At 73.8% G+C, this 19,746-nt stretch carries 17 protein-coding genes; 4 read left to right on the forward strand and 13 right to left on the reverse strand.

Annotated features, from left to right (window positions below; all coding sequences use genetic code 11):
• Positions 1–936: hypothetical protein (locus MNY60_RS16230; protein ID WP_242361147.1), on the forward strand; the 936-nt coding region annotated here is incomplete at its 5' end.
• Between the two features lie 104 nt (positions 937–1,040).
• Here MNY60_RS16230 and MNY60_RS16235 read toward each other — a convergent pair.
• The 10 genes from MNY60_RS16235 to MNY60_RS16280 form a co-directional block, all read right to left on the reverse strand.
• Positions 1,041–1,148: an aminopeptidase gene (locus MNY60_RS16235; protein WP_242337490.1), complete on the reverse strand. Its 108-nt coding sequence runs from the start codon at positions 1,146–1,148 to the stop codon at positions 1,041–1,043.
• A gap of 91 nt (positions 1,149–1,239) precedes the next feature.
• A complete protein-coding gene (locus MNY60_RS16240) occupies positions 1,240–2,631 on the reverse strand; it encodes a P1 family peptidase (RefSeq protein ID WP_242337492.1) in 1,392 nt (463 codons plus the stop codon).
• A gap of 9 nt (positions 2,632–2,640) precedes the next feature.
• A complete protein-coding gene (locus MNY60_RS16245) occupies positions 2,641–4,833 on the reverse strand; it encodes an ATP-grasp domain-containing protein (RefSeq protein ID WP_242337494.1) in 2,193 nt (730 codons plus the stop codon).
• Between the two features lie 90 nt (positions 4,834–4,923).
• Positions 4,924–5,460 (reverse strand): RDD family protein, encoded by a 537-nt coding sequence (locus MNY60_RS16250; protein WP_242337496.1) that lies wholly within the window; start codon positions 5,458–5,460, stop codon positions 4,924–4,926.
• Positions 5,461–5,464: 4 nt separating this feature from the next.
• Positions 5,465–5,677, reverse strand: a complete 213-nt coding sequence (locus MNY60_RS16255) for a DUF4177 domain-containing protein (protein ID WP_242337498.1) — start codon at positions 5,675–5,677, stop codon at positions 5,465–5,467.
• On the reverse strand, positions 5,674–6,699 hold the full coding sequence (hemB, locus tag MNY60_RS16260) for a porphobilinogen synthase (protein ID WP_242337500.1): 1,026 nt from the start codon (positions 6,697–6,699) through the stop codon (positions 5,674–5,676). The genes MNY60_RS16255 and hemB overlap by 4 nt, the downstream gene beginning before the upstream one ends.
• Positions 6,700–6,753: 54 nt before the next feature.
• Positions 6,754–8,097 carry a DUF1015 domain-containing protein gene (locus MNY60_RS16265; protein ID WP_242337502.1) on the reverse strand — a complete coding sequence of 448 codons (1,344 nt, stop codon included), beginning with the start codon at positions 8,095–8,097 and terminating at the stop codon, positions 6,754–6,756.
• A gap of 81 nt (positions 8,098–8,178) precedes the next feature.
• Complete coding sequence (locus MNY60_RS16270; RefSeq protein ID WP_242337504.1) at positions 8,179–8,793, reverse strand: L-threonylcarbamoyladenylate synthase; 615 nt, start codon at positions 8,791–8,793, stop codon at positions 8,179–8,181.
• A gap of 33 nt (positions 8,794–8,826) precedes the next feature.
• Positions 8,827–10,233, reverse strand: coding sequence for a sugar transferase (locus tag MNY60_RS16275; protein WP_242337507.1), 1,407 nt, complete (start codon positions 10,231–10,233; stop codon positions 8,827–8,829).
• Positions 10,233–11,504 (reverse strand): glycosyltransferase family 2 protein, encoded by a 1,272-nt coding sequence (locus MNY60_RS16280; protein ID WP_242361148.1) that lies wholly within the window; start codon positions 11,502–11,504, stop codon positions 10,233–10,235. The genes MNY60_RS16275 and MNY60_RS16280 overlap by 1 nt, the downstream gene beginning before the upstream one ends.
• Positions 11,505–11,645: 141 nt before the next feature.
• Here MNY60_RS16280 and wecB point away from each other — a divergent pair, with 141 nt between their 5' ends.
• The 3 genes from wecB (at position 11,646) to MNY60_RS16295 (ending at position 16,727) form a co-directional block, all read left to right on the forward strand.
• Positions 11,646–12,788: a non-hydrolyzing UDP-N-acetylglucosamine 2-epimerase gene (gene wecB / locus MNY60_RS16285; protein WP_242337510.1), complete on the forward strand. Its 1,143-nt coding sequence runs from the start codon at positions 11,646–11,648 to the stop codon at positions 12,786–12,788.
• A gap of 26 nt (positions 12,789–12,814) precedes the next feature.
• Positions 12,815–13,882, forward strand: a complete 1,068-nt coding sequence (locus tag MNY60_RS16290; RefSeq protein WP_242337512.1) for a glycosyltransferase family 1 protein — start codon at positions 12,815–12,817, stop codon at positions 13,880–13,882.
• A 157-nt stretch (positions 13,883–14,039) separates the two neighbouring features.
• On the forward strand, positions 14,040–16,727 hold the full coding sequence (locus tag MNY60_RS16295; RefSeq protein ID WP_242337514.1) for a glycosyltransferase: 2,688 nt from the start codon (positions 14,040–14,042) through the stop codon (positions 16,725–16,727).
• A 14-nt stretch (positions 16,728–16,741) separates the two neighbouring features.
• Here the strand turns inward: MNY60_RS16295 and MNY60_RS16300 are convergent, their stop codons facing one another.
• The 3 genes from MNY60_RS16300 to MNY60_RS16310 are packed head-to-tail and all read right to left on the reverse strand — an operon-like array spanning position 16,742 to position 19,744.
• Positions 16,742–17,755, reverse strand: coding sequence for a trans-aconitate 2-methyltransferase (locus tag MNY60_RS16300; protein WP_242361121.1), 1,014 nt, complete (start codon positions 17,753–17,755; stop codon positions 16,742–16,744).
• Positions 17,752–18,972 (reverse strand): glycosyltransferase, encoded by a 1,221-nt coding sequence (locus MNY60_RS16305; protein ID WP_242361123.1) that lies wholly within the window; start codon positions 18,970–18,972, stop codon positions 17,752–17,754. Before MNY60_RS16305 ends, MNY60_RS16300 begins: the two co-directional genes overlap by 4 nt.
• A 7-nt stretch (positions 18,973–18,979) precedes the next feature.
• Positions 18,980–19,744 carry an ABC transporter ATP-binding protein gene (locus MNY60_RS16310; RefSeq protein WP_242337519.1) on the reverse strand — a complete coding sequence of 255 codons (765 nt, stop codon included), beginning with the start codon at positions 19,742–19,744 and terminating at the stop codon, positions 18,980–18,982.
• Between the last annotated feature and the right edge of the window lie 2 nt (positions 19,745–19,746).

Here is a 19,746-nt window from a genome sequence, read left to right on the forward strand (position 1 = left end):
GCGGCCCAGCCCCGCCCCGCGCCCCCGCGGGCCGGCCAGCCTCGCGTCGGGCCCTCCGGCGCGCCCACCCGGGCGACCCAGTCCCCGTACTACGGCACCCGGCCCGCACCCCCGCGCGGCAGCGCCGCGGTCCGCCCCGCGCCGCCGCCCACCGGCACGGTGCCGCCGAGCCACCGCCCGGCGCCGGGGCCGTATTCTCCTCGCTACCCCTACTCCCCCTACTACCCATACTATCCGTCCTATCCATACTACCCGTACCCGGCGTACGCCCTCGGGATCGCGCCGTTCTGGTGGGGGCTCGGCTGGGGGTGGGGCTACTACCCCATGTACCGGCCCTACGTGCCCTATCCGCCGGAGGCCTATCTCCCACCGCCCGAGGGGAGCCCGGACCGCACGACGACGCTCCTGTCGCTCCAGGCGGCCGGCCACACGCGAGGCGGCGCCGGCGTGCTCGACCTCGTCATCGAGGGGCGTCACCTCGGGTTCCACGCCAGCATCGGCGCCGTGGGCCGCGACCGCCTGCGCGGCGCGATGACCAACGACGCGGCCACGCTGGGGTGGGGCACGATGCACGCAACCTGGTCGTTCCTGTCCGCGCCCTCCTACCGGATGCGGCTCGAGGTCGGCGCGTCGATGCTGTCGATGCCCGACTCGGGCGGGCTCGTCGGCGAGCCGTACGCGGGGACGATCGCGTTCGGGCCGGACGTGGGGGTGTCCGGCCACCTCGGCCTCGTCGGGCCGTTCGGCGTCGAGGGTCACGCCCGCGTGACGCCGACCCCGGTTCCCGTCACCGACGCCCGGCTCGCGGCGGCGTTCCGGGGCGGTCCGCTGGCGCTCACGCTCGGCTGGCGGGCGATCGACGTCTCGGGCGATCGGAAGGACGGCCCGCAGCTCCACTTCTCGGGGCCGGAGCTCGGGCTGGCGCTGCGGTTCTGATCGGGCGGACGGCCCGGACCGGGCAGGGAGCCGGAAAGCGCGACGGCGGGCACGGCCCGGAGGCCGCCCCGCCGCTCGTGAAGCGAGCGCCGTCGCGCGGCGCGCTACTTCTTCGCCTGGCCCTTGGAGGCCTTCTGGCGACGCTTGCGGGCCTTCCACTTCCGGCGCCGCTCGCTCTTCATCCGCATGTGCTTGCTCTTCGAGTTGGCCATGGGGCCTCCGTGGGTCGGGTCGTGTCGACCGATGGGGAAAAGTCGTCCCGGCGACGGTGTATCGCACGCCGGGGCCGGGCGCGCCAGAGCGTCAGCGGTCCGGCGTCTCGCCGCCGTCCGGGCGAGGGGCGCCCTCCCCCGTCGCTGCGCCCTCCGCCTTGGCCTCCTGCGAGTCGCTGCGCGCGTCCGCCCGCTCGATCCTCGCCGGCGGCGGCGCGCCCGCAGGCCGCGTCGGCCGCGGCATGCCCTCGGCGCCCCGAGCCGCGCTCGGCTTCGCGACGGCGGCGGGGATCCTCGGCGCCGCGCCCGGCTCTGGCTGCGGCCGGCGGCCAGCCGGAGCGGGCTCGGCGCCGTGACGCGACGTCCAGTGCTGCACGAGCTCCTTCACGTCGGCGAGCGGCAGCGCCCGGGAGACGTGGCCGTTCGCGCCGTCCATGTCGCGCGCCATGCAGAGGGAGTTGAGGATCGCCTCCTCGGTCGCCTCGATCACGGCCTCGTAGAGCGGATCGAGCCGCTGGTCGAGGAGGATCTTCACCCGGTAGACCATCTTGCGCGACTCGCGCGGCACCTTGTTGGCCGTCGAGAACGCGAGGACGATCTCGCCCGAGCCGTGCATCGCGGTCGAGCCGACGCGGCCGATGCCGAGCGCGGCCCGCTTGGCGAGCCGGTTGAGCTGGTGGGTGATGAGCGGCGCGTCCGTCGCGATCACCGCGATGATGGAGCCGTAGTTCTGGCTCCGGCGCGGGGCCGAGCGGTACCGCGCCTCGAGCACCTCGCCGACCGGGAGCCCGCCCACGCGGAGCTGCCGCATCACGCCGAAGTTCGACATGACGAGCACGCCCACGGTGTAGCCGCCGAGCACCTCCGGGAGCTTGCGGCTCGCGGTGCCGATCCCCGCCTTGAAGTCGCAGGTGATCATCCCCGTCCCGCCGCCCACGCTCCCCTCCGCGACCGGCCCGTCGCTCGCGGTCCGGAGCGCCTCGGTCACGTGCTCCTCGTGCACGTGCCGGCCGGCGATGTCGTTCAGCCAGGAGTCGTCGCACTCGCCGACGAGCGGGATGATGACGTCGTGCTCGTGCCCGATGCCCGGGAACCGGTCGATCATCCACTTCACGGCGGCGTCCGAGACCGCGCCGACGGAGAGCGTGTTGGTGAGGAAGATCGGCGTCTCGATGAGGCCCCACTCGAGGAGCTGGGTCATCCCCGAGACCTCGCCCGCCCCGTTCAGGATGAAGCCGCCGCCGACGACGCGCTCCTCGAACACGTTCGCCGGGTTCGGGAGGATCGCGGTGACGCCGGTGCGCACCGGCGCCTTCCCCACCTTGAGCGGCCCCGCGGCCCCGCGGATGATCGTCGCGTGGCCGACCTTCACGCCCGCGACGTCGGTGATCGCGTTCCAGCGCCCGGTCTTGTAGCGCCCGAGCGGGATCCCCAGCTCCCGCGCGCGGCGGCGCGGCTCGTTCGTCGGGCGGTCGTCGGGCATCGCCCGCGATTATACGGGCGGCGCGCCCTCGCCGGGCGTCCCGGAAGGCTTCTCCGAGCCGTTCGACCCGTTGGCGGCGCCCGCGACCGCCTGCGCGTGCGCGCCCCGCTCCGCCACGGCGCGCTCCGCGAGGGCCTCGCGCTCGGCCGCCGCCTGCGCCCGCCGGGCCCGCTCCCGCTCTCGCTCCCGCTCCTGGTAGCGCCGGATCGCGAACGCGAGGATCTCGCCGATGAGCCCGCGGTAGTCGATCCCGGCGGCCTGCGAGATGAGCACGAGGTCCGACCACCCGGGCGCGAGCCCCGGCAGCGGGTTGCACTCGATGAAGTAGATCCGGCCCTCCGCGTCCATGCGGAAGTCCACCCGCGCGATGTCGCGGCAGCCGAGCGCGGTGAAGCACTCGCGCGCAGCCTTCTCGAGCCGGTCGAGCTCGCGCGGCGCGAGCTTCGCGGGGACCTCGTAGCGGATGTGCTCGTTCCAGTCCTGCTTCATCTCGAACGAGTAGATGGGCGTGGGATCGCTCGCGTCGAGGAAGACGATCTCCATGGGCGGCAGCACGCGCGGGCGGCGCTCGCCGAGGAGCCCCACCGTGAACTCGCGCCCGGCGACGTACGCCTCGACGAGCGCCGGCTGGCGGTACTTCGCGATGAGCTCGCGCGCGACCTCGCGCAGCTCGACCTCGTCGCGCACGATGGACTTCTTCGTGACGCCCTTCGAGGTCCCCTCCGCGACGGGCTTCACGAGGAGCGGGAACGAGAGCTCGCGCGGGAGCCGCTCCTTCCCGGTGTGCATCACCACGTAGTCGGGCGTGAGCACCCCGTGCGTCCGGACCATGCGCTTCGCGAGCGCCTTGTCGAGCGAGACCGAGAGCGCGGCGGGATCCGACCCCGTGTACGGGATGTCGAGGAGCTCGAGGAGCGCCGGGACCGCCGACTCGCGGTTCCGGCCCCGGAACCCCTCGGCGATGTTGAACACGACGTCCACCGGCGTCGCCGCGAGGACGAAGGGCAGCTCGGTCGTCGCCTCGAGATCGACCACCTCGTGGCCGTAGCTCGCGATGGCCTCGCGGATCGCCTGGAGCGTCTTCGGGGAGTCGTACTCGGCCTCCTCGTCCCCCTCGCCCGACGGGTCCGGCGTGAGCCGCTTCACGTTGAAGGTGAAGCCGACCTTGAGCCGCTCGGTGCGCCTCGGGCGGCCGCGCCGTCCGCGCGGCTCGGCGATGTTGAAGCGGCGCGTCGCGCTCTGGATGACCGCGCCGAGCACGGCGTCGTCGTGGAGCCCCTCGAGCGCGGCGGAGGCGTAGATGCCCGCCCCGGGCTCGAGGGAGGGCAGCGCGTTGATCTCCAGGAAGTAGATCCCGCCGTCGTCGCCGAGGCGCAGGTCGATCCGGCCGAGATCGCGGATCCCGAGCTGGCGGTAGACGGTCTCGCAGAGCTGCTGGATCCGCTCGGCCTGGCTCCGCTTCACCTTCGCCGGCGCGCGCACGGACACGTACCGGTCGAGCTTGGTCTTGAGCTCGTAGTCGTAGATGGCGTACCGGCGGGAGGCGGTGGCCGCCTCGTCGATGACGTACTCGACCGGCTGCAGCACGCCGTGCCGCTCCGGCGCGGCCGCCTCGAGGAACGGCACCGTCACGTCCCGCCCGACGATGAACTCCTCCACGAGGAGCCCCGCGGGGTAGCGCCGGAGGGACTCGCGCACCACCTCGTGGAGCCGCAGGGCGTCCTCGACCACCGAGTCCTGCGTGATGCCCTTCGAGCTGCCCTCGAAGTTGGGCTTCACGATGACGGGGTAGCGCAGGGCGTTGGGCTGGAGCTTCTGCGCGTCCTCGAGGTACTGCCAGCGCGGCGTCGTGACCCCGTGCTGGGCGAGCACGAGCTTCGTGAGCTGCTTGTCGAGCGTGAGCGCGAGGGCGTAGGCGTCGGAGCCGGTGTACGGCATCCCGAGCTCGTCGAAGAGCGCCGGGAAGAACGCCTCGCGGAAGCGGCCGCGCCGCCCCTCGGCGGTGTTGAAGATGAGGTCCGGCCCGAACGCCTCGAGGCGCGCGACGGTGCGCGACGCCGGCCCGGAGACCTCGATCCGCTCGACGCGGTGGCCGAGGCGCTCGATGGCGGCCGCCAGGGCGTCGACGGTCTCGCGGGTGTCGAACTCGGCCTCCTCCTCGGAGTCGGAGAGTCGAAGGTTGTGCGTGAGCGCGATGCGCATCGTGGGCCGGCTCCTGGAAGGAACTAACGGGGGCTGCGCCTCCGCCGCGGCGGGCTCGCCTCGCTCGCTGGCGGTTCGCGGGTCATGCTCCTAGGCGGCCGACCGGGCCGCGCCGCCGCGCGTCGCGCTCGCGGAGGGCGGCGGCGCCGGCGTGGCGGCGAGGTCGGGCGCCACGGCCGCGTCCTTCGCCAGCACCTTCCCGTCGACCACCTGCGTGTCGGCGAAGATGTCGCCGATCCGGACGCCGAGCCGGTCCGTGTAGATCATGTACGCCTCGAAGGCGACGATCGGCACGCCGGCGACGAACAGCACGGGCCAGAGCAGCGGCACCGCGTAGAAGATGGCGACGAGCGCGAACGGCGCGTTGCGCAGCATGGACTCGCGGTAGCCGGCCGGCGCCCGGCGCGGCACCACGACCGTGCGCACGCCGAAGATCTTCTTGCCGATGGACTGCCCGGAGAGCAGGCCGTCGGCGACGAGCAGGTAGAGCGCGGCGAGGAGCGGCCCCACCTGCGGCGACGCCTGGGCGAGGACGAGCGCGAGGGTGAAGTCGGCGAGCCGCGCGAGCGCGCGGAGCGACAGGTCCGCCTTGGGGTACGGGCTGCCCTCTCGCCTCGCGTCGCGCATCTCGCTACGCGCTCCCCCGCACGAAGAACAGGTAGGCCATCGCCGGGCGGTGCGACCCCTCGCGCATGACGAAGTGCACCGACTCCAAGGCGAAGCCCTCCGCGGTCCAGCGGTTCAGCGCCCCCTCCAGGCTCTCCTCGCCGACGGGCGAGACCTCGACGACCTTGTACGAGGCCGCCCCGCCGGGCTCGTCGGGCTGGGACGCTCCGCGGGTCACCCGCGCTTCCCGGTGAGGAGGTGCGCGGCCTCCTTCGCGTAGTAGGTGAGGATGAGGTCGGCGCCGGCGCGGCGGCAGCAGAGCAGGGTCTCGAGCACGACCCGCGCCTCGTCGATCCAGCCGCGCTCGGCGGCGGCCTTGATCATCGCGTACTCGCCGGACACGTGGTACGCGGCGACCGGCAGCTCGAAGCGATCGCGGATGAGCCGCACGATGTCGAGGTACGGCACCGCGGGCTTCACCATCACCATGTCGGCGCCCTCGGCGACGTCGAGCGCCACCTCGCGGAGCGCCTCCCGCCAGTTGCCGGGGTCCATCTGGTAGCCCTTGCGATCCTTGGGGATGCCCGGCCCCTCGCGCGGCGCGCTCTCCGCGGCGTCGCGGAACGGGCCGTAGAACGCGCCGGCGAACTTCGCGGCGTAGGAGAGGACGGGCACGTCTCCGTACCCCTCGGCGTCGAGCGCCGCCCGGATCGCGGCGACGCGGCCGTCCATCATGTCCGACGGGGCGACGATGTCGGCGCCGGCGCGGGCGTGCGCGACCGCCTCCTTGGCGAGGAGCGGCAGGGTCGCGTCGTTGTCGACCGAGAGATCCTGCCCGGGGCCGCCGGCCTTCGGCGCCTTGAGGATGCCGCAGTGGCCGTGGTCCGTGTACTCGCACATGCACACGTCGGTCATCACGACGAGCCCGGGGACCTTTGCCTTGAGCGCGCGGATCGCCTGCGGGACGACGCCGTTCTCGTCGTAGGCCCCGCTGCCGATCTCGTCCTTGTGCTCGGGGATCCCGAACAGGATCACGGAGCGGACGCCCGCCTCGTACCCGGCCTGCGCCTCCGCGACGAGCTCGTCGACCGACAGCTGGAAGACGCCCGGCATCGACTTCACCGGGTTCCGCACGCGCTTGCCGGGGAGCACGAACAGCGGCCAGACGAGGTCGTCGGGCGCGAGGTGCGTCTCGCGGACGAGGCTGCGCAGCGCCTCGTTGCGGCGCAGGCGGCGGGGGCGGTCCTGGGGGAAGGGCATGACGGTTTTCTATCGCAGACTGCGGGTTTGGACAAAGAAGCGCGGCCTCGCCGGCTAGGGCCGCTCCCGGGGGTTCACCTGGCGCATCACGAGGCCGCTCTGGAGGCGCGGGTAGAAGAGCGTGCTCTTCTGCGGCATCGTCTCGCCCGCGTCGCCGATCGCCTCGACCTGCCACATCGGCGTGGGGTTCAGGAGGAACCCGAGCTGATGCTCGCCGGAGAGGACCCGGTTCACCGCCTCGCCCGCGTCGCGGACGTAGGTGAGGTTCTCCTGGTTCTCCTGCGCCCGCGGCGAGAGGCCGAGCAGGTGCTGGAAGACGATCGAGTGCAGCACCGTCACGTCGAGCGCCCGCAGCATCTGGTTCGCGGGCAGCTCCGCGTCGGAGAGGTCCACGTCGTCGCGCAGCGTGACCACGCGCGCCTTCTGGTCCTCGGCGGAGAGGAGGATGAAGGTGCTCGCCTTGCCCCCGTGCTCGGCGAGCTTGGAGATGGCCCAGGCGCGGCCCGCCGGGCGGCGGATGTCCTCGGGGAGCGTCTCCACCGTGAAGTAGCGCTCGAGCCGCTCGACGAAGCGCGGGAGGGAGAGGTCCTTCAGGCCGAACAGGAGCCGGTGCGTGGGGAACAGGAACAGGCCCGGGTCGTTCATCGGGCACAGGAACATGAGGATGTAGTGGTGCCCGCCGTCCGCGGGGAGGCCGGGGTTCGCCTCCTCGAGCTGGCGCTGGTACACGAGCGCCGTCTCGTAGCGGTGGTGCCCGTCGGCGATGAAGACGCGCTGCCGCGCGACGAGCTCGGTGAGCGCGGACACGAGCGCCGGGTCCTCGGTCCGCCACATGCGGTGGTGCACGCCGTCGTCGGAGTCGGTGTCCGCCACCGGCTCCGCCGCGGTCGCCGCGTCGAGCGTCCGCGCCGTGACCTGCGCCTCGTCCCGGTACAGGCCGAAGATGGGCGAGAGGTTCGCGCCCACGTGCCTCAGGATCTCGAGCCGGTCCGCCTTGGGCGCGACGAGCGTCTTCTCGTGCGGGACGATGATGCCCTCGCGGAACTCGTGCAGCCGCACGGCGGCCATGAAGCCGCGCCGCTTGAGGCGCCGCCCATCCGGCGACCAGAAGCTCTGCTCCAGCGGGTAGAGCGCCGGGGTGGGGTCGCGGCGCAGCACGCCCTCGGCGAGCCAGCGGCGGAAGTACTCCGCGGCGCGCGTGTAGCGGTTCTGCGCCGGCCCGTCGCCGGGGCGCTCCTCGCCGAGGGTGATGTGGACCACGTTCTCGGTGCTGCGCCGGAGCAGCTCGTCGCGCTGCTCCTGCGAGATGAGGTCGTAGGGCGGCGCGATGAGCTGTGCGAGCGCGCGGCCCTTCGAGGCGGCGTATCGGATTCCGTGAAACGGGGCGATCTCCGCCATGGGGGTGGGACGCTAGATCAGCGCCCCGCGGGGTGCAAGGCGCCCGAGGTGACCGCGCGCATCCGGAGCAGCCCCCTTGCGTCAGTCGGCCGCGGCGCGCACGGCGTCGAATGGGATGGCGCCCTCGCGCAGGAGGCGGACGCTGTCCCCCTCCACCTCCACGATCGTGCTCGGCAGCCCGCCCGGCGTGCGCCCGCCGTCGAGGACGTGGTCGATGCGCGAGAGGAGGTCCGCCGAGAGGTCTCCGGCGTCGGTCGGCGGCGCCTCGCCGGAGAGGTTCGCAGACGTCGACACGATGGCCCCGCCCGCCCGCCGGGCGAGGGCCCGCGCGACCTCGCTGCCGGGGACGCGGATGGCGACGGTCCCGGCGCCGGCCGTGACCGCGGGGTCGAGCCCCGGGAGCGCGGGGAGCACCAGCGTGAGCGGCCCGGGCCAGAAGCGCGCGGCGAGGCGGGCCGCGATGCCCGTGAGCCCGGCGACCGCCTCCACCTGGCCGACGTCCGCCGCGAGGAGCGGCAGGGGCTTGCCCTCCGGGCGGAGCTTCGCGCGGGCGAGCCTGCCGAGCGCGGCCTCGTCGCGGGCGAGCGCGCCGAGCCCGTAGAACGTCTCGGTGGGATAGGCCACGAGGCCGCCGCGCCGGAGCACGTCCGCGGCGGCGGTGACGCGAGCGTCGAGATCGGCGGGGAGCGGCGGCACGGCCTCGAAGGATAGTCGGGCCGGAGCGGCGCGTCAGCGCGCCCCGCGCCGGAGCAGGACGGCCGGGATCGTCTGGGCGACGATGCGCAGGTCCCGCCACAGCGACCAGCCGTCGATGTAGGCGAGGTCGAGCTCCATCCAGCGATCGAACTCGAGATCGGAGCGGCCCGAGATCTGCCAGGTGCAGGTGATCCCGGGCTTCATCGAGAGGCGCCGGCGCTGCCAGCGCTCGTAGCGGCGCACCTCCTCCGGGAGGGGCGGGCGCGGGCCGACGACGCTCATCTCGCCGCAGAGCACGTTCCAGAGCTGCGGGAGCTCGTCGAGCGAGGCCCGGCGGATGAAGCGGCCGACCGCCGTCACGCGCGGATCGTCGCGCATCTTGAAGACCGGCCCGTCCGCCTCGTTGTGCTGGCGCAGGGCGTGGAGCTCGTCCTCTGCGCCGACCCGCATCGAGCGGAGCTTGTACAGGGTGAACTCGCGGCCGTTGAGGCCGACGCGCCGCTGCCGGAACAGCACCGGGCCCGGGGAGTCGAGCCGCACGGCGAGCGCGACGAGCGCGAGGACGGGCGAGAGGACGAGGAGGCCGAGGGCGCTCAGGACGACGTCGAAGGCACGCTTCGCGAGGAGCGGCAGCACCTCCTGGGGACCGGACGCGAGGGAGAGGAGCGGGATCCCGTCGAGCTCCTCGATCTCGAGCTGCGCGTCGATCGCCGGGAAGAGGTCGAGGGCGATCTTCACCGGAACCCCCTGCTCCTCGCACAGCGCGATGGCCTCCTCGACGTCCCGGAGCCGATCGCGCCCCACCGCGACCACGACCAGATCCAGCACGTGCAGGTCGAGGATCTTCCCCATGTCCTCGATCGCGCCCAGCACCTGGGCCCCTCGACGAACCGCTCCGTCCGGCTCGACGATGTACCCGCAGAACCTGAGCCCCCACTCCCGCCGCGTCCCGAGCCGACGCGCCATCGCCACCGCGAGCGGCCCGCTGCCGACCACCGCGAACGCGCGGGTGTTCCGGCCCCGCCGGCGGACGGCGCGCGCGGTGGTCCGGAGCACCACCCGGCTCGCGGCGAAGAGCGCGAGCGCCGTCGCGAGCCAGATCCCGAAGAGCAGGCGCGAGAGCTGGTGGTCGTGCGCGATGAACGTCCCGGTGCCGAGGAGGAGCGCGAGGGTGACCGTGGCGCGGCCGAGGCGCAGCACCTCGACCCCGAGCGAGCGCGTCCTGTACGCGGCGTACACGTGGGAGGCCCCCGCGGCGGGGCTCCACAGGAGCAGCGCGGCCGCGACCCACGCCAGGTAGCGGTCGGGCGCGTAGAGATCCGGGAGGGTGCCGGGCAGCGCGCTGCGCACCCAGTACGCGAGGCCGAAGGCGAGCACCAGGAGCCCGAGATCGAGCCCCCGAAGCCCGGCAGCGACCGCTCGCGCGCGCTGCTTCAGCATCAGGCCACCCGCTCCGAGCCGGGTGGCTTTCCCCCGGGCGCGGGGCGGCGCTCCGCGAGCCGCGCCTCGAGCGGGATGCTGCGCGTGTGCTGCGTCGAGACCCAGTCGCGCTTCCCGATGCGCAAGAGCCCGCGCACGAGGATGGGCAGCCAGGTGGAGTTGAAGATCGCCGTGTACGCGTAGCGCACGAACGCGCGCGCCGGCATCCCCTCGGCGCGCATCGCCGCCATGGGGAACACCGCGTAGCACGCGAGGAGCGCGCCCCAGGCGGGGAGCGGAACGGAGAACGCCGCCGCGAGCGCCGAGCCCCGGAGCGCGGCCACCCCGTGCACCGCCGCGACGCCGGCCGCGAGCACCGCCACCGCGGAGCGCGAGGGCTGCACGCACGCGATGGCGCCGTCGAGCGCCGCCTGATCGCCGTGGCGGAGCGCCCGCGCGAGGAGCGGGAGGAGGTGCCGCCGCGCGACGTCCCAGCGGCCCTGCATCCAGCGCGTCCGCTGCGCGTTCGACGCCCTCATCGTGAGCGGCTTCTCGTCGAACGTGACGGCGTCGTGCGCCCACTCCACGCGGATGCCCTCGCGGAGGAGCCGCATCTGCAGCTCCGCGTCGTCCGTCACGCAGGCGGGATCCGGCGGGAAGGCGTGCAGCGTGGACGTCCGGATGCAGTAGCCCGTCCCGCCGAGCGCCGCGGACATGCCGAGGTTCTCGCGCGAGAGCTGGAAGAGGCGCGACGACACCGAGTAGCCGGTGGAGATCGCCTTCGTCACCCAGCTGTCGTCCGGGTTCTTCGTGTCGAGGTAGCCCTGCACGACGTGCGCGCCCGCGGCGAGCCGCGCGTTCATGACCGTGAGGAAGTTGGGGGACATGACGTTGTCGGCGTCGAACACGCAGATCGCGTCGGGGGTCCAGCGCGACGCGACGCGCTCGAGCGCCCACCGGAGGGCGTGACCCTTCCCCGTGCTCCCGGGCTCGTCGCGCTCGAGCACCTCGTCCGCGCCCGCGGTCCGCGCGCGCGCCGCGGTGTCGTCGCTACAGTTGTCGGCGACGACCACGACGCGGAACATGCGGCGGGGATAGTCGAGCTGCGTGAGCGCGCGGACCGCGTCGCCGATCACCGCCGCCTCGTCGTGCGCCGGGACGACGACGACGAAGCGGTGCAGCGGCTCGACGGCGGCGCTCTTCCGGCGCGGGAGGAAGCCACACAGCGCGACCGCAAAAGTGTAGACGCCCAGCACGAGCAGTCCCCACTCGAGCGCGTGCAGCAGGATCATCGTAAGTCTCCCTGGGGCGCCGCCCCGCGCTCACGCGGCCGGGCGCTCATCGCGACCGCCGGCGAGTGTGATCGAGAGCTGCCTCCACCGTCCCCAGGTCTTTATATCCACACGTCGCTACTCTTGGTAACGTTTGGCGAAATGCGCATCCTGATCGTCTTCGGAACCCGTCCCGAGGCGGTGAAGCTCGCTCCCCTCGTACACGATCTCCGGCAACGCCCCGGGGCCCACGTGGAGGTATGCCTCACGGGGCAACATCGGGAGATGGTTACCCAGGTGGTCTCCTTCTTCGGGGTTGACGTCGATCACGACCTCGAGATCATGCGCACGAACCAGACGCTGTCGGACGTGGCCGCCCGGACTCTCACGGGGGTGGATCGGCTGCTCGAGTCGCGCCGCCCGGACTGGGTGGTCGTCCAGGGCGACACGACCACGTGCTTCGCGACGGCGCTCGCCGCCTTTCACCGCAAGGTCCGGGTCGCACACGTCGAGGCGGGGCTGCGCAGCGGCGACCGCTGGGCGCCGTACCCCGAGGAGATGAACCGCGTGCTCACCGCGCGGCTCGCCGACCTGCACCTCGCGCCGACGGCGCGCGCGAAGGCGAGCCTCCTCGCGGAGGGGATCCCGGAGGACCGCATCCGGGTGGTCGGCAACACCGGGATCGACGCGCTCCTCCTCGCGATCGAGACCCTCCGTGAAAAGGGGCTCGACGAGATGTACGCGGCGCGGTTCCCGCTGCGCGCGGAGCGCCCCCTCGTGCTCGTCACCGGCCATCGGCGCGAGAGCTTCGGGCGACCGTTCGAGGAGCTGTGCGAGGCCATCCGGGACGTGGCGAGCGCGAACGACGTCGAGATCCTCTACCCGGTGCACCTCAACCCCAACGTCCGGGAACCGGTCTTCCGCATCCTCTCCGGGCTGCCGAACGTGCACCTCGTCGAGCCGGTCGAGTACCCGGCGCTCGTGTGGCTCGCGCGCCGGAGCCGCTTCATCCTGACGGACTCCGGCGGGATCCAGGAGGAGGCCTCCGCGCTCGGGAAGCCGGTGCTCGTCATGCGTGACGTCACGGAGCGGCAGGAGAGCGTCGAGGCCGGCGTGTCGCGGCTCGTCGGGACGAGCCGCGAGGTGATCCGCGAGGCCTGCACCTCCCTGCTCCGGGACGGCGCCGCCTACGCCCGGATGGCGCGCCGGGTCGATCTCTACGGCGACGGGCGCGCGAGCGCGCGGATCGGCGACGCGCTCGGGCTCTCGCCGTCGGGCGTTCCGGCCGAGTGGGCGGCGGCCTGAAGACGGCGATCCGCGAGCGAGCGCCCGTGCGCGTAGGCATCGACTTCACCTGGCTCCGCCCCGACCGCCTCGCCGGCCCCGAGCGCCACGCGATCGGCCTCGCCCGCGCGCTCGCGGCGCTGGCGCCGGGAGAGCTCGTCCTCTTCACCCGGCCGGACCCGCCGCCGAGCATCGCCGAGCTCGAGGTCGAGCAGCGCGCCGCGCCGCTCCGCACGCGCGTCGCGCTCGACCAGGCGTGGCTCCCGCTCGCCGCCGCCGGCGCGCGCGTGGACCTGCTCCACTCGCCAGGCTCCCCCACCCCGCTCCTCTGGCGCGGGCGCTCCGCCGTCACCGTCCACGACGCGACGCCGTGGCTCGAGCCCGACGCCCTGCCCGCCGAGCAGCGCTGGTACGCGCGGCCGCTGTACCCGCAGGCGCTCGCGCGCGCCGCCGCGGTGTTCACGCCGTCGGAGGCGGCGCGGGAGGAGCTCGTGCGCGCGACGGGGGTCCCGCGCGAGCGCGTGCACGTCACGCCGAACGGCGTCGACCCGGTCTTCTTCGAGGCGCGCGCGCCGGAAGGCCCCCGCGCGCCCTACCTGCTCGCGGTCGGCACCCTCGAGCCGCGCAAGAACCTGCCGGTCCTGCTCGACGTGCTCCGGCTCCTGCGCCGCGAGGGGCGCGACCTGCGCCTCGTCATCGCGGGGCGGCGCGGGCTCACCCAGTCGCTGCCGCTCGGCGATCTCGCCCCGCACGTGCAGCTCGCGGGGACGGTCCCGGACGACGAGCTGCCCGCGCTGTACGCGGGCGCCGCCTGCTTCGTCATGCCCTCGGTGCGGGAGGGGTTCGGGTTGCCCCTCGCGGAGGCGATGGCGGCCGGGACGCCCGCGGTCGCGAGCGACATCCCCGCGCTCCGCGAGGTCGGCGGCGAGACGGTGCGCTACGCCGCCCCGTCCGACCCCGAGGCCTTCGCCGCGGCGATCCGGACGGCCCTCGACGACCGCGAGGGCTCGCGGCTGCGCGCCGCGGCCGCGCGCGGGCGCGCGCGGCGGTTCCGCTGGGAGGACACGGCGCGGCTGACGCTGGAGGTGTACCGGAGGGTGACGGGGCGGCGGTGACTTGCCCGCGGAGCAGGTGCACGGGCGCCGAGCGACGCCGCCCCGACGTCCTCCCTATCAAGGGTCCCAAGGGATCGGGCACTCGTGGCAAAGTGCCCGCAGCATGAGCTCGACCGTGACCTCCCCCCCGCCACCAGGCCGTCGCGAGGAGCAGAGCGTGTCGCACGACGCCGAGCAGGCCTCGGCCATGGACCCCGGCGGCATCGAGAAGGAGCTCGCCGAGGCTCGGCTCGCGCTCGCCCGCGAGCGCGCCCGCACCTCCCGGCTCCGCGAGGACCTGGAGCGCACCGGGGAGCGGCTTCGCCGCACGGAGGCGGAGCTCGAGGGGATCCGGACCAGCACGGCCTGGCGCGCGGCGCGGGTCTACTACCGCGTCCGGGACGGGTTCTGGCCGCTGCGGGTGGCGCACGGCCTGGCCCGGAAGGCGAAGGCCCGCCTCGGCGGGATGCGAGCGGTCGGGGCGGCGGCGCGCTCGCTCCTGCCGGACGGCGGGGGACAGGTCGTCGGGCTCACCCTGGGGCGCCGCGGACGGGTGAGCGTGGTGCTCCCCGTCTACAACCAGGCGTCGATGCTCGCGGAGTCCATCGAGAGCGTCCTCGCCCAGACGTACCGCGATCTCGAGCTCATCGTGGTCAACGACGGGTCGACCGACGGCGTCGAGCCCATCCTCGAGCGCTTCGCGGACGACCCGCGCGTCGTCGTCGTGACCCAGCCGAACCAGAAGCTCCCGTCCGCCCTCAACAACGGGTTCGACTTCGCCACCGGCGAGTTCTACACCTGGACCTCGGCGGACAACGTGATGCTCCCGCGCCAGCTCGAGGTGCTCGTGGGGTACCTCCGCGCGCATCCGGAGCAGGCGATGGTCTTCTCCGATTACCAGGCCATCGACGATCGCGGCCGCCCGCTCGACGATCCGCTCTTCCGGCCGCAGAACCAGGACCCGCACGACCGCAGCCGGATGCGCCTGCCGCGCGAGGTCACGGTGGAGAACCTCCACCGGAGCGGCGACAACTTCATCGGTGCGAGCTTCCTCTACCGGCGCGACGCGGCCCGCGTGGTGGGCGCCTACGCCGAGGACACGTTCGGCGGCGAGGACTACGACTACTGGCTGCGGATCCACGCGCTGTTCGGGATCGGCCACGTGGAGGAGGTCCTCTACCGGTACCGCGTCCACGAGAACACGCTGAACGCGCGCGCCCGCGAGCTTCGCATCGCGGAGAGCGTGCACCGCCTGCTCGACCGGCACGGCGAGCGGCTGGCCGCGCTGGCCTCGAGCCCCGCCTGGCTCCAGCTGGGCGTCGAGATCCCGGGCGCGCGGAGCGTGGCGGCGGGGGCGACGCCGGACGTCGTCGCGTACGCCCTGTCGCGCGCAGGCGATCCCGCCGTGCGCGAGCGCGAGGACTCCGACGACGCGCTGCGGGTGTGCGTGGTCGACCTCCCGCTCGACCAGGTGGACGAGGCCGCGGCGAGGCGCGCCGAGCTGCTCTTCGCCGCCGACCCCCTGGTCGCGGCGCACCTCGATCGCGAGCTGCCCGGCGGCGTGTTCCTCCTCGATCCCCGGCGCGAGCCGGAGCTCGCCCGCCGCATCGCGCAGCTGCGCCTCTTCGAGAAGCGCTGCGCGCGCGCGCCTCGCCAGCCGCCGGCGCGGGTCCTCCCCGTGCGCGAGCCGCTGCGCGTCGGCTTCCAGGTCGACGGGATGGACCGCGGCGGCCTCGAGCAGATCGTCTCCGACCTCGTCCGCAACCTCGATCGCTCGCGTGTCCGTCCGACCGTCCTCGTGCACGCGACGGAGTGCGGCCTCACCGGCCGGGCGCTGCAGAAGGACGGCGTGGACGTGGTGGTCACGGGCGGCGTCGAGGGACGGCTGATCGCGGCGGCGCAGGAGCGTCAGCTCCAGGTGGTGAACCTGCACCACAGCGTCGCCGGGCTGACCGGTTATCGCGGCCTGGGTCTCTCGACCGTGTACACCGTGCACTCGAGCTACGTGTGGCTGGACCCGCAGGCCCGGAGCGCTCGTGCCGAGCGCCTGCGCGACGTGGATCTCCACCTCGCCGTGTCGCCGCAGGTGGGGCGCTTCTTCGAGGCGACCTTCGGGGTGGATCCGCGGCGCGTGCGGATCGTGCCGAACGGGCTCGACCCGAGCGCGCTCGAGGGCGCGTCCCGGGGCTCACGCGAGGAGCTCGGCCTTTCCGAGGGCGACTTCGTGTTCCTGCAGGTGGGGTCCTTCACGCCCAACAAGCTCCAGCGGACCACCGTCGAGGCGCTCGCGAGGGTCTCCGTCGACGTGCCGCGCGCGCGGCTCGTGCTCGTCGGCAATCCGTTGGACGCGCGCTACGCCCGCGAGGTCGACGAGGCCGTCCGCGCCGGCGGGCTCTCGGACCGGGTGCTCATCCTGCCCTGGGGCAGCCGCGACGCGATCGCGGGCCTCATCCGCGCCGCCGACTGCTTCGTGCTCCCGTCGCTCGTGGAGGGGTGGAGCATCGCGGTCATGGAGGCCATGTACTTCGGGCTCCCGCTGGTCGTCTCCGACGTGGGTTCGGCGCGGGAGGTGATCCACGAAGGCGACATCGGGATCGTGATCCCGTGCCCCTACGAGCGGCTGTCGGAGCTGACGCTCGAGCAGCTCGTCGCGCTCGGGGAGCGTCCCCCGGAGGAGTACGTCGAGGTGCTCGCCGCGGCGATGCGCGAGGTGGCGCTCCACCCGGACGCGTGGCGTGCCCGCGGCGCGCGCGGCCGCGAGAAGGTCATGGGGCCCTTCCACGTCCGCGCCATGGCCGACGCCTACGCGGGCGCCTACGTCGACGCGTACCGCTGGCTGCGGAAGACCGGGACGCGCCGGGCCTGAGCCCGGCGCGCGGCTCACTCCTGCGATGCCGCCACCGCGGCGCGGAGCGACGCCGCCCCGTCCGCGAGGGAATCCCACCCGCGCAGCCGCGCGTGCGCCGCCTCGACCCGGCCCGTGGTCCCGTCCCACGCGGCGACCGCGGCCGAGACGGGGTGCTCCCGCAAGGTCGCCACGGCACGCGCGAGCACGTACGAGCGGCGCGCCCGATCGGCCTCGAGGCGCTGCGCGCAATGGGCGGCCTCCGCGCGCAGCGACGCGAGCCGGGCGCGCGCGGCTTCGCCCTCGGCAGCGAGCGCATCGCGCTCGGCGCGGAGCGCGTCACGCTCCTGCGTCAGCGCGTGGCGGGCTTCCGCGAGGGCCGCCGCCCGCGCCACGCCCGCCGCGAGCGCGGGCTCGAGCCTCAGCGGTATCCCCTCGGCGCCCCGCCGGGCGTAGGTCGCGAGCGCCTGATCGCCCGCCCACCACGACCCTTCGACCCCCGCGCAGTGCGCGACGCGGAGATCGACGAGCTCGAAGCCGCCGACCTCCAGGGGGAAGCTCTCGAGCTCGAACGTGTAGGCGTGCTCCTCGATCCGCTCCCGCTCCTCGAACGGCACGAGCAGGAGGACGTAGCGGCCCACCCTGGGCAGGAGCGACGCGAGCACGCCCCACGGCGCGGCGAAGTGCTCGAGCGTGTTCGACGTGAAGAGCACGTCGTACTCCCGATCGAGACCCGCGCGCGACACGGCGAAGGAGACCCCGGCGTGCCGCCTGCTCGCGCGCTCCACCGCCGCGGGCGAGACGTCGAGGCCGGTGACGGGCGTCCCCCACGCGGCCGCGAGCGCGGCGGCGCCCTCACCCTCCCCGCAGCCCCAGTCGCACACGCTCGCCCGGCGCGCGCGGAGGTCGTCCGCCACCGCCGGGGGCACGAGCGAGAGCGCCAGCTCCGCGAAGAAGCGGGACTGCGCCGGCCCGCCGCGCGCCCCCCAGTCTCCGCTCGCGAACCGCGCCTCCCAGTAGTCCGGCGAATTCACCGCAGGCCCCGTCATGCGCGCCTCCTCTCCGCCGGCGCCGTGGCTCCCGCGTCGAGCGCGGCGAGCACCCGATCCACGCGCTCTCCCCAGGTGTTCTGCTGCACCTCGCGGGCGAGGAGCGCCTGATACGCGGCGTCTCCCCGCCTGCCGACGGCCGCCCGCACCGCGGAGAGGAACTCCGCGGGCGTCGCGGCGGTGGTGACGGACCGGTACTTGCGGCACTCGTCCATCGGCGTCGTGACGATCGGAGCGCCGGCGGCCATGTACTCGAACAGCTTCACGGGCGAGGTGGAGCGCGTCACCTCGCTCACCTCGAACGGGATGATCGCGACGTCGAAGCGCCGCGAGTAGCGGGCGAGCTCGCCGTACGGGCGCTCGCCGAGCACGTGCACGTTCGGGCGCGATGCGATGCGTGCCGCGGAGCCGTCGTGATCCGGGCCGATGACGACGAAGCTCAGCTCCGCGCCGTCCTGCGTCACGCGGTTCAGCAGCTCGAAGTCGAGCCAGCGGGCGAGCGCGCCGTAGTAACCGACGATCGGGCGACCCAGGGCGACGATCCGCGCGAGGTCCTCGGGGGGCGCCTCGCCCTCCCTCCCGCGGAAGTCCGGAGCGTGCACGCCGTTCGGCGCGAGCACCGCGTCCGGTCGCGCTGCGCGGATGGCCGCGTGGAGCCGGTCGGCGCTCGCGACGACCACGTCGGCCCTGCGCACCAGCGCGTCGTGGTCCGCGTGCATGCGCCGGCAGTGCATGCTGAAGACCTCGAGCTCGTCGATGTACTCGTACACCAGGCGGGGATGGCGGAACGCGGACAGCCACGCCTCGTTCACGGTCCAGTTGAGCCACAGGATCGGCCGCGCGAGGTGCGCGACGAGCCGCGGATCCGCGCAGAGGAAGACGTTCGGCTCGACCTCGCGCAGCCCCTCGACCGCGTCCGCCGCGGGGTTGCAGGTGCAGAACACGCCGACGTAGCCGCGGCGGCCGAGCTCGCGAAGGAGCTGGTGCGGGCGCTGGTGGAGGTATCCCCAGTTGATCGTCGGGAGGTACACCACCACCCCGCGCGCCTCCGCGATCCGGGCGTCGAGCGCGGCGAGGGCGGCGGCGTGGCGCGCACGCAGCAGCGGCGCGGGCAGGCGCGCGCGGAGCGCGATGGCGCCCTTCTTCGCGGCGTACACGGCCTCCGGACCGCCGAGCGAGATCGCGGCGCGGACGGCGCGGCGGAGACCGACGCCCATCGCGCCCTCACCCCGCCCGCGTCGCCGCGTGCGGGACGAACCCCTGGAGCTCCCGGTAGCGCGCGATGGCGGGCGCCGGCGCGCCGTCGAACTCGACGCGGCCATGGTGCAGCACGATCACCCGCTCGCAGAGCTCCGCGACCGTCTCCATCGCGTGCGAGACGTAGAAGATGGTGCACCCGGACCCCTTGAGCTCGCGGATGCGGTCCATGCACTTGGCCTGGAAGCGCTCGTCGCCCACCGCGAGCACCTCGTCGATGATCAGGATCTCCGGCTCGACGTCCACCGCGATGGCGAACCCGAGCCGGGCGTACATGCCGGAGCTGTAGTTCTTCACCGGCATGTCGATGAACTCGCCGAGCTCGCTGAACTCGACGATGCGGTCGAACTTCCGCTCCATCTCCCGGCGCGTGTGGCCCATGAGCGCGCCGTTCAGGAAGATGTTGTCGCGGCCGGTGAGCTCCGGATCGAAGCCTGCCGCGAGCTCGATCATGGGCGAGACGCGCCCCTCGACCTGCACCCGCCCCTCGGAGGCGCGGAGGACGCCCGCCGCGATCTTGAGGAGCGTGCTCTTGCCGGAGCCGTTGTGGCCGACGAGGCCGACCGACTCGCCGGGGCCGACGTGGAACGAGACGCCGCGGAGCGCCCAGAACTCGTCGGCGGTGCGCAGGTGCCGGAAGCGGCCGAGGACCGCCTCCTTCAGCGTGGTCACCCGCTCCCGGTACATCCGGAAGCGCATGCCGACGTTCTCGAAGGTGAGGGATCCGGGCATGT

The sequence above is a fragment of the Anaeromyxobacter sp. SG17 genome (assembly GCF_022690695.1).
Lineage (GTDB): Bacteria > Myxococcota > Myxococcia > Myxococcales > Anaeromyxobacteraceae > Anaeromyxobacter > Anaeromyxobacter soli.

Coding starts and splice junctions, on each gene's coding strand:
- MNY60_RS16235 (WP_242337490.1), bottom strand. CDS start 1,148: ATGGCCAACTCGAAGAGCAAGCACATGCGGATGAAGAGCGAGCGGCGC.
- MNY60_RS16240 (WP_242337492.1), bottom strand. CDS start 2,631: ATGCCCGACGACCGCCCGACGAACGAGCCGCGCCGCCGCGCGCGGGAG.
- MNY60_RS16245 (WP_242337494.1), bottom strand. CDS start 4,833: ATGCGCATCGCGCTCACGCACAACCTTCGACTCTCCGACTCCGAGGAG.
- MNY60_RS16250 (WP_242337496.1), bottom strand. CDS start 5,460: ATGCGCGACGCGAGGCGAGAGGGCAGCCCGTACCCCAAGGCGGACCTG.
- hemB (WP_242337500.1), bottom strand. CDS start 6,699: ATGCCCTTCCCCCAGGACCGCCCCCGCCGCCTGCGCCGCAACGAGGCG.
- MNY60_RS16265 (WP_242337502.1), bottom strand. CDS start 8,097: ATGGCGGAGATCGCCCCGTTTCACGGAATCCGATACGCCGCCTCGAAG.
- MNY60_RS16275 (WP_242337507.1), bottom strand. CDS start 10,233: ATGCTGAAGCAGCGCGCGCGAGCGGTCGCTGCCGGGCTTCGGGGGCTC.
- MNY60_RS16280 (WP_242361148.1), bottom strand. CDS start 11,504: ATGATCCTGCTGCACGCGCTCGAGTGGGGACTGCTCGTGCTGGGCGTC.
- wecB (WP_242337510.1), top strand. CDS start 11,646: ATGCGCATCCTGATCGTCTTCGGAACCCGTCCCGAGGCGGTGAAGCTC.
- MNY60_RS16300 (WP_242361121.1), bottom strand. CDS start 17,755: ATGACGGGGCCTGCGGTGAATTCGCCGGACTACTGGGAGGCGCGGTTC.
- MNY60_RS16305 (WP_242361123.1), bottom strand. CDS start 18,972: ATGGGCGTCGGTCTCCGCCGCGCCGTCCGCGCCGCGATCTCGCTCGGC.
- MNY60_RS16310 (WP_242337519.1), bottom strand. CDS start 19,744: ATGCCCGGATCCCTCACCTTCGAGAACGTCGGCATGCGCTTCCGGATG.